This window comes from Halorussus caseinilyticus (assembly GCF_029338395.1).
GTDB lineage: Archaea > Halobacteriota > Halobacteria > Halobacteriales > Haladaptataceae > Halorussus > Halorussus caseinilyticus.
In genome coordinates this window covers 173,166-185,952 of the sequence record NZ_CP119809.1, presented here as the reverse complement: position 1 = coordinate 185,952, position 12,787 = coordinate 173,166, and the positions used below count along the sequence as shown (strand labels likewise).

Annotated in this window: 12 protein-coding genes; 9 read left to right on the top strand and 3 right to left on the bottom strand. The window is 67.5% G+C overall.

What is annotated here, in order from left to right:
• Window positions 1-3: 3 nt before the first annotated feature.
• The gene (locus tag P2T60_RS00935) at window positions 4-2,595 is read right to left on the bottom strand and encodes an efflux RND transporter permease subunit (RefSeq protein WP_276280681.1); all 2,592 of its coding nucleotides are present in this window, start codon (window positions 2,593-2,595) and stop codon (window positions 4-6) included.
• A gap of 86 nt (window positions 2,596-2,681) precedes the next feature.
• On the bottom strand, window positions 2,682-2,963 hold the full coding sequence (locus tag P2T60_RS00930) for a helix-turn-helix transcriptional regulator (protein WP_276280680.1): 282 nt from the start codon (window positions 2,961-2,963) through the stop codon (window positions 2,682-2,684).
• Between the two features lie 183 nt (window positions 2,964-3,146).
• Between P2T60_RS00930 and P2T60_RS00925 the strand changes: the two genes are divergently transcribed.
• Both P2T60_RS00925 and P2T60_RS00920 read left to right on the top strand, forming a co-directional pair.
• Window positions 3,147-3,455 carry an EMC6-like membrane protein gene (locus P2T60_RS00925; RefSeq protein WP_276280679.1) on the top strand — a complete coding sequence of 103 codons (309 nt, stop codon included), beginning with the start codon at window positions 3,147-3,149 and terminating at the stop codon, window positions 3,453-3,455.
• A 2-nt stretch (window positions 3,456-3,457) separates the two neighbouring features.
• Window positions 3,458-5,272 (top strand): ribosome biogenesis/translation initiation ATPase RLI, encoded by a 1,815-nt coding sequence (locus P2T60_RS00920; protein ID WP_276280678.1) that lies wholly within the window; start codon window positions 3,458-3,460, stop codon window positions 5,270-5,272.
• Between the two features lie 113 nt (window positions 5,273-5,385).
• On the opposite strand, the gene P2T60_RS00915 is transcribed toward P2T60_RS00920, so the two are convergent.
• Window positions 5,386-5,640, bottom strand: a complete 255-nt coding sequence (locus P2T60_RS00915; protein ID WP_276280677.1) for a hypothetical protein — start codon at window positions 5,638-5,640, stop codon at window positions 5,386-5,388.
• Window positions 5,641-5,768: 128 nt separating this feature from the next.
• On the opposite strand from P2T60_RS00915, the gene P2T60_RS00910 reads away from it, so the two are divergent.
• From P2T60_RS00910 to P2T60_RS00880, 7 genes are read left to right on the top strand one after another with little or no spacing between them, the layout of a single operon-like run.
• Window positions 5,769-5,993 carry a hypothetical protein gene (locus P2T60_RS00910; RefSeq protein ID WP_276280676.1) on the top strand — a complete coding sequence of 75 codons (225 nt, stop codon included), beginning with the start codon at window positions 5,769-5,771 and terminating at the stop codon, window positions 5,991-5,993.
• 33 nt (window positions 5,994-6,026) lie between these two features.
• Complete coding sequence (locus P2T60_RS00905; protein WP_276280675.1) at window positions 6,027-6,647, top strand: metal-dependent hydrolase; 621 nt, start codon at window positions 6,027-6,029, stop codon at window positions 6,645-6,647.
• Window positions 6,644-7,753: a glycosyltransferase family 4 protein gene (locus P2T60_RS00900; protein WP_276280674.1), complete on the top strand. Its 1,110-nt coding sequence runs from the start codon at window positions 6,644-6,646 to the stop codon at window positions 7,751-7,753. Before P2T60_RS00905 ends, P2T60_RS00900 begins: the two co-directional genes overlap by 4 nt.
• Window positions 7,753-9,048 carry a glycosyltransferase family 4 protein gene (locus P2T60_RS00895; RefSeq protein ID WP_276280673.1) on the top strand — a complete coding sequence of 432 codons (1,296 nt, stop codon included), beginning with the start codon at window positions 7,753-7,755 and terminating at the stop codon, window positions 9,046-9,048. The genes P2T60_RS00900 and P2T60_RS00895 overlap by 1 nt, the downstream gene beginning before the upstream one ends.
• On the top strand, window positions 9,045-10,352 hold the full coding sequence (locus tag P2T60_RS00890) for a sulfatase (protein ID WP_276280672.1): 1,308 nt from the start codon (window positions 9,045-9,047) through the stop codon (window positions 10,350-10,352). The genes P2T60_RS00895 and P2T60_RS00890 overlap by 4 nt, the downstream gene beginning before the upstream one ends.
• Entirely contained in the window at window positions 10,349-11,665 is a 1,317-nt protein-coding gene (locus P2T60_RS00885; RefSeq protein ID WP_276280671.1) for a sulfatase, read from the top strand. The genes P2T60_RS00890 and P2T60_RS00885 overlap by 4 nt, the downstream gene beginning before the upstream one ends.
• Entirely contained in the window at window positions 11,662-12,762 is a 1,101-nt protein-coding gene (locus P2T60_RS00880) for a glycosyltransferase (protein ID WP_276280670.1), read from the top strand. The genes P2T60_RS00885 and P2T60_RS00880 overlap by 4 nt, the downstream gene beginning before the upstream one ends.
• Window positions 12,763-12,787 lie beyond the last annotated feature (25 nt).

Here is a 12,787-nt window from a genome sequence, read left to right as displayed (position 1 = left end):
CAGTCAGTCGCCGGTCGTTCCGGCCGTCGAGTCGTCTACCGCCGCGTCGGTACCGAGGTACCGCCACCAGAGGACGAGCAGACTCGGCAGGACCACCACGCTCGACGCGAACGCGAAGACGATGGCACTCCCCGTGACGAGTCCGAACCGCTGGAGCGACGGGACCAACGCGAACAGTAGGACGCCGAACCCGCCCGCCGTCGTGGTCGCACTCGCCAGCAACGCGCCGCCGGTTCCCGCCAGCGTCGTCTCCAGCGCCGCCACCGGGTCGCCGCCGTCCGACAGTTCTTCCACGAAGCGCTCGCTGATGTGGATGGCGTAGTCCACGCCGATGCCGATGGCGATGCTGGCGATGATAGCCGTCTCGGTGTTGAACGGAATCCCGAGCAGGTACATCGCGCCGAGAATCCAACTCAGCGCGAACACGACCGGCACCATCGTCACCGCGCCGAGCGAGAGGGTGCCGTAGCGCCGGTAGAAGATGACCGTCAGGAACGAGACGATGACCCCGAGCGTGACGAGGAACGTCTCGACCAGCGTCGTGAGCAGTTCCCGCTGGACGAGTTCGTTGATGACGGGTTGGCCCGTCGCCGTCGCCGTCAGGTCGCTCCCGTCCTCGATGGACGCCGCGACTGCGCGCATCTCGCTAGTGACGGTGCCGGTGTCGGACCCGCCGCGGATGGCGACAGAGAGGCGGACCGCGCGGTACTCGCCGCCCTCGCGGTAGACGACGCCCGCCGCCTCGTCGGGTGCCGCGGCGTACACCGCGTCGTAGACCGCCCGGAGGTCGCGGTCCGGAATCCCGTCGCCGTCGGCGTCTCGTTCGGCGACGACCTGCGCGACCGTCTCGTTTCGGGCCGAGACCCGCCGAATCACCGACAGCGGGCCGTCGACCGAGGGCCGACCGCTGGCGAGCGTGATGGGGGTCGAACTCTCGCCGACCGACTCGCGAGCCGCCGCGAGTCGGTCCAACGTATCGGGCGACGTGACCGGGCCTTCGACGAGTATCTGGACCTCCGAGCGGTCCCGCGACTGGACGAACTTGTCGTTGAGGAAGACGACGTTCTCCCGGAGTTCGTAGTCGCCGGGTCGGAGCGGTCCGGGGAGCGAGTCCATCCAGTCGGGCGAGTCCCGCGGCAGGAAGTCCACCTGATTGATGGAGGTGTCGATGTCGGTGGCGGCGTATCCACCGCCCGCGCTCACGACCAACGCGACGAGGACGATGGCGACCGGAACCCGACGCGCCGCGGTCGCGCCGACCCCGAGCAGTCGGTTGACCGCGCTCGTGCCGGTCCCGAACGCTCGCTTCCGGCGGTCGAACCCGAGGCGTTCGAGCAGGCCGTCGAGTTCGAGTTTGAGCGCGGGCAGGAGACCCGCGAACACGACGAACGCCGAGACGATGCCGAACGCCGAGACGAGACCGAACTGCCGGATGGACGCGATGGAACTGACGAGGTTCGAGGTGAACCCGACCGCGGTGGTGAACGTGGTCGCCGCGAGCGCGACGGTCACGCCCGCGAGACCCGCGCGCATCGCCTCGCGCGGCGACCTGTCGGGGTCGTCGGCTCTGGCCTCGCGGTAGCGCATGACGACGTGGAGGGCGTAGTCGATGGAGAGACCCACCAACAGGAACGGCACGGCGATGATGATTTGGGTCACGCCGATACCGGCCCACCCCATGAACCCGCCCATCCAGACGAGGACCAAGAGCGTGCCCAGCAGTCCGAGCGCAACGTCGAAGAGGTCCCGGTAGGCGACGAACAGGACGCCGACGATTAGCAGGAGCGCGAACGGCGTGATGACCGCGAAACTCTCGCCGGTTGCCTGTCCGGACCGCTCGTTGACGATGCCCGCGCCGAAGACGAACGCGTCGGTCGATTCGACGGTCCGGTCGGCGATGTCGCTGGTGGCGAGTTGGGCCGCCACCACGTCGTCGGGGAGCGAATCACCCGCGGTGTCGGACTGCTGGAAGACGAGGACCACGCGGGCCGAGGCGGTCGTACTCCCTGGTTCGTAGTCGGTCGCCAGCAGGGTGAAGGGGTCAACCGGCCCGGCCGAAGACTCCTCGGGGTCCAGCACTCGCAGAACCACCCGGTCGATTTCCGACTGGGACATCGACTCCAGTTGAGCGATTTGGGCGTCCAGCGACGGCGGGCGCTGTGGCGGTCCGCCCGCGGTGGCGTTCGAAGGTTGGGTGCCGTTCGGCGACTGGGACTCGCGCATCGCGGCAGTCGCCACGAGGTTCGAGAGACCGACGGTGGGTTGGCCCTCGCTGAGAGTCGCGTTCACGGTCCGGTTCTCACGGAGCCGTTGCTGGAGTCGGAGCGTCTCGACAAGCGACTCCTTCGAGAGTACGTCGTCGCCGCGGACGACGATTTGCATCACCGAGGTGTTCTCGTCGTCGTCGCTGAAGTTCGCCTCCACGTAGTCTAACTTCTGGGCTTCGGTCGAGTCACTGCCGAAACTGGCGATTGTCAGGCCGGAATCGACGCTCCCCGCGCCGTATCCGACCACCGCGGTCGAAACGAGCAGGAGCGCCAACACCACCTTGCTGTACGTCGTGAGTACGTCGGCGTATCTGTCGGCGAAGCCCATGTTCTTTCGAAGCCTTCGGAGCCACGGCATAAAGGGTTGTAGACATCCGCGTTTCGACGACTCGCCAACGAGACGGGCTTAGGCGATTACTCGGCGCACTTCTGCGCGTCGGCGCAGTCGGCCGAGGTGTCGCAGGCAACGTCTATCTCGTAGAGGTTCTGGCGAGCGTCCGCGAAGTACACGTCTTCGGTCACCACGTCCAGTTCTTCCAGTCGTTCGAGGGCGTACCGGACCGTGCGCGCCGAGAGCATCGACTCTTCGACTATCTGTTTCTGGGTCAGCGAGCCTTTGTATTCGAGTACCTTGAAAACGAGTTTCGCGCTCGGCGGCAGGTCGTCGATGTCCTCTAACTCGGACTGAGTTGCCATCGCTACGAATCGAAACACGCCATCGGCATAAAAGTACAACCTTTGGGTCACGACCCGGCCGGAGCTATTTCCCGTCCGACGTTCCGGACCGGCCGTCTCGCGGGGAGCGAATCCCGGTTGCGCCGCGATTCGGCGCGCGACGAAAGGTTGGGGTTTTTGAGGGAGCGGCCCCGACGAACAGGTATGGCGACCGAACAGGTATCCGAGCGACGGTCATCCCACGTCAGGGGTATTACGGTAACGTCCGTCGCCACGTTAGCGGGCGTCGCCGCGGCGCTCGTCTCGTCCGCGTTCCTCGGAACGGCGGCGAAAGACCAGTTAGGACTTGCTGTCGTGGCCGCGTTCGTCTTCGTGCAGCTGCCCGTCCTGCAAGTACTCGGTATCGATGTCGAAGACTTCTCCACGAAGGACCACCTCTACGTGCTGTTCATGACCTTCTCGCTGTGGTTCGTCACGTGGACTATCCTGCTGACGAACGGAGTCACCTTCTAACCATGGCGGACGACAGTATCGCAGTCGTGGACCTCGAACGATGTCAACCAGACCGGTGCAACTACGAGTGTAAGAACTACTGTCCGCCCAACCGGACGGGCAAGGAGTGCATCACGTTGCGCGGCGACGACGCCGACGAGGGCGACCCCGACCAAGTTCACATCAGCGAAGAGATTTGCCTCGGCGAGACCTGCGGTATCTGCGTCGAGAAGTGTCCGTTCGACGCTATCGAGATTATCAACCTCCCGCAAGAACTCGAAGACGACCCGGTTCACCGGTACGGCGAGAACGCTTTCTCGCTCTACGGCCTGCCGGTCCCGCTGGAGGGGCAGGTCACGGGCATCCTCGGCCCGAACGGTATCGGGAAGACCACCGCGGTCAGGATTCTGGCTGGCGAACTCGCGCCGAACCTCGGCCGACACGCCGAACCGCCGGGGTGGGAGGCCGTACTCGAAGCCTACCGCGGCACCGAACTGCAGGACTACCTCGGCGCGGTCCGGGACGGCGACGTGAGCGTCGCGCGCAAGCCCCAGTACGTGGACAAGATTCCCGACCGCTTCGACGGCTCTACCGAGCAACTGCTGGAGAACGTGGACGAGCGCGGCGTGTTGGACGACTTGCTCGAACGACTCGAAATCGAACACGTCCGCGACCAAGACATCGACAGTCTCTCGGGCGGCGAACTCCAGCGAGTCGCGCTGGTGGCGTGTCTGGCCCGCGACGTGGACTTCTACTTCGTGGACGAGATTACGCCCTACCTCGACATCAGCCAACGAGTCAAGGCCGCGCGCCTGATTCAGGAGATGGCCGAGGAGGAGGGCAAGTCGATGCTCGTCGTGGAACACGACCTCGCAATCCTCGACTTGGTGGCCGACAACCTCCACGTCGCGTACGGTGAACCCGGCGCGTACGGTGTCATCACGTCCCCGAAGTCGGTCCGGAACGGCATCAACGAGTACCTCAAGGGGTATCTCCAGAACGAGAACATGCGCATCCGGCCCAACGCCATCGAGTTCGAGGAACACGCTCCGCGGGTGGCGAGTCGGTCCGACGCGCTGGTGAACTACCCGGACCTCACGAAGTCCTACGGCGAGGGCGAGTTCGGACTCGACGTGGAGGGCGGCACGATTCACGAGAACGAGGTGCTTGGCATCGTCGGCCCGAACGGTATCGGGAAATCGACGTTCGCCGAACTGCTCGCCGGGCGACTCGAACCCGACGAGGGCGAACTCGACTTCGAACTCGACATCGCGTACAAGCCCCAGTACATCGAAATCGACCAACCGATGCGGACCGACAGTTTCCTGCGCTCTATCACCGACCGCGTGGGGTCGTCGTACTGGAACACCGAAATCGCCCAACCGCTCCAACTCGACCGCATCATGGAGCAACAGCTCACAGACCTCTCGGGCGGCGAGCGCCAGCGAGTCGCTATCGCGGCCTGTCTGTCGGAGACGGCCGACCTCTACCTGCTCGACGAACCGTCGGCGTACCTCGACGTGGAACAGCGGGTTCGCGCGACCAACGCCATCCGGCGATTCGCCGAACAGCAGGACGCCACCGTGATGGTCATCGACCACGACATCTACATGATTGACCTGCTGGCCGACCGCTTGATGGTGTTCGACGGCGAACCCGCGGTCCACGGCCACGCCAGCGAACCCAAGGGGATGCGCGAGGGCATGAACGACTTCCTCGCCAACCTCGACATCACCTTCCGGCGCGACGAGAACGTTGGACGCCCGCGCATCAACAAGCCGGGGAGCCAACTGGACCGCGAGCAGAAGAAGGAAGGCGAGTACTACTACGCGCCCTGACGGGTCGGTCGCTCAGAACCTGTTTTCGGACCCTTCGGTCGTCCCGTCCGCGACGAGTCGCGGGCGGGACTCGTACCCGGCGCTACACGACGCTCAGCGACTCGTACCCGGCGCTACACGACGCTCAGCGACTCGTAGAGCACGATGACGCCGAACGTGAGCAAGAGCGGGAGGATAGTGGCGACCAGCAGTCGTCGCAGGCCCTCGTGTTCGATGTCGGACGCGTCGAGGAGGTCCACGTAGACGAGGACGATGACGAGCGCGACGGCCGCGAAGATGCCCCCGCTCGCCAGTCCGACCGGGACGGACGGCGTGGTCGCCGCGGAAACCTCTTCCGCCGTACTCGCCACGACCGCAGTGAGCCCCATCGGAGGATAGTTGCGGGCGCAGAGTGAAAAATCTACGTTGTCGGTGGGACCGGAACCCGGCGAGAATAGAAAGGAATATAAAACGAAAGTAATTTTCAACTTATAAACCTGCTCGGAAGGACTAATTCATGGACGAAGACCAGACCCAGACGGTCGAGTTGCCGGAACGAATCGTGTCCCGAGTCGAAAAGCGCCTGCCCCGGACGGAGTTCGACACGGCGTCGGAGTACGTCGCGTTCGCCATGGAGGAAGTCCTCTACCGCGTCGAGGACGACACCGACGGGGACGAGGGGGCCGTGGACGAGGCGGAGGTCGAGGACAGACTCAAGTCGCTTGGCTATCTCGACGAGTAGCGTGGTCCGTCACAATCCCCGTGGAGGCGACTGATGGACGTACTCACCCACCTGTTCCTTCCGCTGACTGTGGCGTACGCGGTTCGCCGGGAGTACTTCGAGTCGCCGTGGTGGTTCGCGCTGGCCGGGTTCGGCCTGCTGTCGGACTTCGACAAGTTCCTCGGCGTGCCGGGACTGCTCCACTCGGCGGTGGCGCTCCTGCCGGTGTCGCTGGCGCTGGTCGGGACCGACAAGTCGCTCACCGGCGAACTCGGCGCGAGCAGACTCGCGGTCGCGTTCGCGTGGAGTCACCTCGTTCTCGACGTGATAGACGGCGGGCCGGTTCCGGTGTTGTTCCCGTTGGTCGAGTCGGGCGTCGGTCTCACCTACCCCGCGCGGGTGGTGTTCGGCGCGGACCCGTTCGGCATCGCCGTCCGCGGGCCGATGGTCGCGCTTCGGACCACCGCGCCGCGGGCCGGGTTCAACGCCTACGGGTTCCTCAACGGGTTCGGCATCGCCTCGGCGCTGACGTTCGCCGCGGTGTACCTCGGAACGGAGTCCGCGTCACGGGAGAACGATTCCGGGAGCCGAGAGAACGGAGTAGAATTGCAAAGAAACGATAAAGATGGCCGAAAGAATGATCTAGATAGTCGAGGCGACGGGGGCGACAGATGAGAATCGCGTACGTCTACGACGCGGTGTACCCGTGGGAGACCGGCGGCGTCCAGAAGCGCGTCTGGGAACTCGCGCGCAGACTCGCTGACGACCACGACGTTCACTGGTACGGACTCCACTACTGGGACGGCCCGGCGGTTATCGAACGCGAGGGCGTCACGCTCCACGGCGTCGGCGAACCCGAGACCCTCTACGTGGACGGGCGGCGCTCGATTCCCGAGGCGCTGTCGTTCGCCGCGCGGGTCGCCCGACCGCTCCTCTCGGAGTCGTTCGACGTAATCGACTGTCAGGAGTTCCCGTACTTCCCGGCGTTCACGAGCAAGTTGTCCGCGGCTCGCCACGGCGCGACCCTCGTCCTGACGTGGCACGAGGTGTGGGGCGACTACTGGTACGAGTACCTCGGCGCGAAGGGCGTCTGTGGCAAACTCGTCGAGCGAGCGACCGCCGCGGTGCCGGACTGCCACCTCGCGGTGTCGGACCGGACCCGCCGGGACGTGGCGAGTCTGGGCGCGTCCGACCCCCGCTACCTGCCGAACGGCATCTCGGTGGCGGAAGTCGAGGACGCGCCCGAGGCCGACGCCGACGTGGACGTGCTGTTCGCCGGGCGACTCATCCCCGAGAAGAACGCCGACCTGCTGGTCCGGGCGATGTCGCGGGTCCGCGAGCGAAACCCCGACGTGCAGTGTACCGTCGTCGGCGAGGGACCCGAGCGCGACCGAATCGAGTCCCTCGTCGCCGACGAGGGACTCGACGCCACCGTGACGGTCAGGGACTTCTACGAGGAGTACGAGGACGTGCTGGGCCTCATGAAGGCCGCCGACGCCCTCGCGCTCCCCTCCGAGCGCGAGGGGTTCGGCATCACAGCACTGGAGGCGATGGCCTGCGGGACGCCGGTCGTGACCATCGACCACCCGCGCAACGCCGCGACCGAACTCGTGGCCGACGGCGAGACCGGCGCGGTCTGCGACCCCACGCCGGAAGCGGTCGCCGACGGGATTCTGGCGGCCCGAGCGTGTGCGCCCGAAGACTGCGTGGCCGCCGCCAGCGAGTACGACTGGGACCGCCTCGCCGACCGCGCAGAGACGCTCTACCGGGAGGTGGCCTGATGCGGGTCGTCCACCTCTACGACGGCCACGAGAAGGTCTACGACGGTCGGGGGTCGGTCCCGAACGTGGTGTGGCACCTCGCGCGAGAGACCGCCGCCGCGGGCCACGAGGTCACGGTCCTCGAACGCCGGTGGGCCGGTCTCCCGGCGGCCGAGGAGCGCGAGGGGGTCGCGTTCCACCGGTTCGACCTCGCTACCGGGGCCGACGAACCGTGGACGCGGGTGCCCTACGAGATGGTCACGTCGCCGGTCGGACTCGCGCGACTCGTGGGCGACCGGACCAACTTCGCGCTCGAAGCCCTCCGGCACCTCCGGAGTCTGGACTTCGACCTGCTCCACGTCCACCTCCCGTTCGCGGCGAGCGTCCTCGCCACCGTCGCCCCGTGGTTGCGCGACCGGATGGTGTACACCGCCCACCTCGGCGAACTCCGGTTGGACGCGCTCAGCGACGACCAGAAGGGCGGCGACGGCGGGCGCGGAGACGCCGACGGGGGAGACGGCGAGTCCGCGGACGGCGGACTCGCCGTGCCCGAAATCGTCAAGCGCCTCTCGCCCGACGTGTACCTCGCAAACCGGGCAGAGAAGACCGCGGTCCTCAACCCCGAGATACGCGAGGTGTTCGCCGACCGCGGCGTGCCCGACTCGAAACTCTCGGTCGTCCCCAACGGGGTGGACCTGAACCGGTTCGGCGACCCCGACCACGAGGTGGTCACCGAAGTCGAAGCGAAGTACGACCTCGGCGACCGACCGACCCTGCTGTTCGTCGGCACCGTGATGCCCCGGAAGGGGGTCGTGGACCTCGTTCGCGCGGTCGAGCAGGTCGCGGCGTCGGGCCACGACCCCCGCCTCGTCGTCGCGGGCGAGAACGACCTCGACCCGGCGTACACCGACCGGGTTCGGTCGCTGATTCGGGAGGCGGGTCTCGAAGAACACGTCGAGTTGACCGGGTTCGTGCCGAGCGAGGAACTCCCGGCGCTGTACGCGCTTGCCGACGTGTTCGTCGCGCCCTCGCTCGAAGAGGGGTTCGGAATGACCGTCGCCGAGGCGATGGCGGCGGGGACGCCGGTCGTCGGCACCCGAGTCGGCCGAGTCCCGTGGTTGCTGGACGACGAGCGGTGCGGTCGGGTGGTCGAACCGGGTGACGCCGACGCGTTCGCGTCGGCGGTGTCGGAGCTGTTGGACGACCCGGCCGAGCGCGACCGGATGGCCGAGCGCGCACGTGAGCGCGCTCGGGACGTGTCGTGGGAGGGGGTCACCGAGGACGTGCGTTCGATTTATCAGGAGGTAACAGAGTGAGTCAGAACATCATACTCGTCACGTACGACAGTTTGCGCGCCGACCACTGCGGATTCATGGGCTACGACCGCGACACCACGCCAGCGTTGGACGCCCTCGCCGACGACGGACTGGTGTTCGAGAACGCCACCGCGTCGGGCGTCCCGACCATCGCCTCGATGACGAGCGTGATGACCGGCGAACACTCGCTGGCGAGTCCGGAAATCGGCTTCAACACCGAACAGCGCGAGCAGGTCACGTCCCGGCCCACGATTGCGGAAGTGCTGTCCGACGAGGGCTACGCCACGGGCGCGCTCTCGCCGAACCCGCCGGCGTCGAGTTACTTCGGGTTCGACTCGGGATTCGACTGGTTCGAGGACTTCCTCGCGGAGGACAAGGGTATCCTCGAACGCGCGTGGAACCGCGTCTTCCAGCGGTCCATCGAGGGCGGGGCGGCCGCGACCTACCTCCGACTGTTCCGGAACGTGGTCCAGCGCGAAGAAGTTCTGCGGCCGTGGGAGGACTACTACGACCGCATCCGGCAGTGGCGCGAGCAGGCCGAAGAGCCGTACTTCCTGTGGGTCCTCCTGCTCGAACCTCACCACCCGTGGCTCCCGCCCAAGGAGTACCGCCGGTGGAGTTCCCGGTGGGACGCCTACCGGTCGTTCCACCACTACTGGGAGATGCTCAACAGCGGGTGGACCCCCGACTTCTCGGCGCGCGAACATCGGAGACTCCTGAACCTCTACGACGACTCCATCCGGTACGGCGACGAGTTTCTGGCCCGACTCCGAGAGGACTTCGCCGACGACGACCCCGCCATCGTGGTCCACGCCGACCACGGCGAGGAGTTCGGGTCCCACGAGCGCTACGGCCACCAGCCGTACCTGACCGAGGACCTGACCCACGTCCCCCTCGTCGTCGGCAACGCCGACACGGAGGGTCGGGTCGAGCGCCCGGTCGAACTCCGGTCGCTCGCGCCGACCATCGCGGACCTCGCGGGAGTCTCCCACAGTTTCGAGGCCGACAGCCTCCTCGCGGACGACGCCGACGCCAAGCGCCCGTGGGTCGCCTCGAAGGTGTTCGCCGAGGGCGAGCGCCGGACCGCGATTCGGACCCGCGGGTCGAAGTTCGTCGCCGAACCCGGCCGCCGGGAACTGTACGACCTCGATTCGGACCCCGACGAGCAGACCGACCTCGCCGAGCGCGCTCCCGACGCCGCCGACGCGTTCGAGGCGGCGGTGGCCCACCACGTGTCGAGCGAGCGAGAGAAGCGAGCGCTCCGGTCGGCGGCCGACGACGTGGCCGCGGGAGGGAAGCTATGACCGACCGGGAGAGTATCGTCCTCGTCACCATCGACAGCCTCCGGGCCGACCACTGCGGGTTCGCGGGCTACGACCGCGACACCACGCCGACGCTCGACTCGCTGGTCGACGAGGGCCTGTCGTTCGAGAACGCCGTCGCGCCCGGCCCGGCCACCCCCGAGTCGATGCCCGTGATGTTCACCGGCGACTGGCCGGTCGAGCGCGGAGGCGGTGGCGAGGCCGACGGCGAATCGGAATCGGGACTCGCCGCGCGGCGCGAGCGCATCCGGGCGCACATGGAGGCCCGCGAGACGCTGGCCGAGCGCATGTCGGCGTTGGGCTACCGGACCGCGGCGTTCACGCCCAATCCCTTCACCTCGCGGCACTTCGGTTTCGACGCGGGATTCGAACACTTCGAGGACTTCATGGGCGACTCGCGGGCGACCGGCGGTCTCTACGAGCGCATCTTCGAGGGGTTCGTCAAGGGGAGCGGCGCGTCGTCGCTCGCACGGGTCCTGCTCAACTTCTGGCAGGGCGAGGAGGTGTTCAAGCCGTGGGAGACCTACTACGACGAGGCGGTGTCGTGGGCCGAGTCCGCCGACGAACCGTACTTCCTCTGGGTGTTCCTGATGGACGCTCACAACCCCTACATGGCGGGCGAGGGCTACCGGAGTCAGTCCCGGTGGAAGTCGTTCCACGCCAACTACCGGTTCTGGCGCGAGAGCCACGACACCCCCTTCGACCCGGCGGTCCACGACCGCCTCGTGACCGCCTACGACGACTCGGTTCGGTACGCAGACGCCTGCCTCGCCCGACTCCGCGAGGACTTGGACGCGACCCTCGTGGTGACGGGCGACCACGGCGAGGCGTTCGGCGAACACGGCACCTACGGCCACGAACCACACCTCTACGCCGAGAACGTCCACGTCCCGCTGGTGGTCGCTGGCGGGCGAGACGAGAGCGAAGCCGGGAGCGAACGCGACACCGGGCGCGAGACGGTCTCGCGCCCGGTGTCGCTGTCGGCGCTCCCCGACCTCGTGGAGGGCGTGGCGACCGACGCCGACCTCTCGGAACTCGGCGAGAACTGGGTCTTCTCGGAGACCGAACAGGGCGACCGGACCGCGGTCCGAGGGAAGGACTGGACCTACCTCCGGCACGGCCGGGGCGACTCGGCCGACGGCGACGAACTCTACGTCGGCGACGAGGACGGCGAGACCGACTCGCCCGACCTGCGGGAGGTCGGCGAGCGACTGGTCGCTCGCCGACTCGGAGACGGGCGCGAACGCCAGCGAGTCGCCGACGCCGCGGCCGACATCGCGGGAGGGAGACTGTGAGAATCTGCGTCGCCCACGGCGGCGACGTGACCGAACCCAGCGGCGGGACCGACCGCATCACTGCGCTGGCGTCGGGCCTGAGCGAGCGTGGCCACGACGTGACGCTGGTCGTCCCCGAGGGCGAAGGCGAGTTCCCCGACCGTCTCGATTCGGTCCGAATCGAGGCGGTCGCAACCGACGGGTTCGGCCGCGGGACCGGCGTGGGTCGGGCGCTCGCGGTGGCGTGGCGCGCGAAACGGGTCGCGGCCGAGCGCGACGCTATCGTCCAGTTCGCCCACTCCTCGCTCGCGGGGTTCGCCACGCTGGTCGGGTGTGAGGGGTACGTGCTGGACATGCACGACCTCGCGTTCGCCCGGTTCGACCACACCGACTCGGCGCTCGCGCCGCTGCTCGAACGCGGCGTCTCGTGGCTCGAACGCCGCGGGGTCCGGAAGGCCCGCCACGTCGTGGTGGTCTCGGAGTACATGGCCGAGTTCGTCACCGAGCAGTGGGGCGTGCCCGACTCGTCGGTGTCGGTCCTGCCAAACGGCTTCTTCGAGGAGCGACGCGACCGGTTCGCGGGCACCGAGACGGTCCCCGGCCGGGTCGTCTTCCTCGGGACGCTCCACCCGAAGGTGGACGTGGACGCGCTCCGCGAGACCGCCCGCTTGGACGAGGTGGACGAACTCGTCGTGGTCGGCGACGGCGCGCTTCGGGAGGAACTCGACGCCGCGGCCGACGAGTTGGACGCGCTTCGGACCACGGGACGGCTTCCCGACGCGGAGGCGTTCGACCTCGTGGCCAGCGCGTCCGTCGTCGTGAACCCCCAAGAGCCGTCGGCGCTTCAGGCCGCGTCGTCGCCCGTCAAGCTCTTTTACTACGCCTCGCTCGGCGTGCCGATGGTCGTGACCGCGGGTCCCGACCCCGCCGAGCAGTTCGCGGCGGCGGGCGGGGCCGAACTCGTCGAATCCGGCGAGTCGTTCGCCGACCGAGTGGCGGCGGTCCTGCGCGACGACGACCGGCGCGAGGAGATGGCCGCTCGCGCGGCCGAGGCCGCCGAGGGGACCGAGTGGACTGCGCGCGCGGGTCGGCTTGAAAATATATACCTTGAGTTGTAAGGAACAGTACGTAGATTGCGGTCGG

What these genes read in the sequence shown, in the direction of transcription:
- P2T60_RS00920 (WP_276280678.1), top strand. Translation starts at nt 3,458, where the DNA reads ATGGCGGACGACAGTATCGCAGTCGTGGACCTCGAACGATGTCAACCA.
- P2T60_RS00885 (WP_276280671.1), top strand. Translation starts at nt 10,349, where the DNA reads ATGACCGACCGGGAGAGTATCGTCCTCGTCACCATCGACAGCCTCCGG.
- P2T60_RS00930 (WP_276280680.1), bottom strand. Translation starts at nt 2,963, where the DNA reads ATGGCAACTCAGTCCGAGTTAGAGGACATCGACGACCTGCCGCCGAGC.
- P2T60_RS00895 (WP_276280673.1), top strand. Translation starts at nt 7,753, where the DNA reads ATGCGGGTCGTCCACCTCTACGACGGCCACGAGAAGGTCTACGACGGT.
- P2T60_RS00925 (WP_276280679.1), top strand. Translation starts at nt 3,147, where the DNA reads ATGGCGACCGAACAGGTATCCGAGCGACGGTCATCCCACGTCAGGGGT.
- P2T60_RS00935 (WP_276280681.1), bottom strand. Translation starts at nt 2,595, where the DNA reads ATGGGCTTCGCCGACAGATACGCCGACGTACTCACGACGTACAGCAAG.
- P2T60_RS00905 (WP_276280675.1), top strand. Translation starts at nt 6,027, where the DNA reads ATGGACGTACTCACCCACCTGTTCCTTCCGCTGACTGTGGCGTACGCG.
- P2T60_RS00900 (WP_276280674.1), top strand. Translation starts at nt 6,644, where the DNA reads ATGAGAATCGCGTACGTCTACGACGCGGTGTACCCGTGGGAGACCGGC.
- P2T60_RS00910 (WP_276280676.1), top strand. Translation starts at nt 5,769, where the DNA reads ATGGACGAAGACCAGACCCAGACGGTCGAGTTGCCGGAACGAATCGTG.
- P2T60_RS00915 (WP_276280677.1), bottom strand. Translation starts at nt 5,640, where the DNA reads ATGGGGCTCACTGCGGTCGTGGCGAGTACGGCGGAAGAGGTTTCCGCG.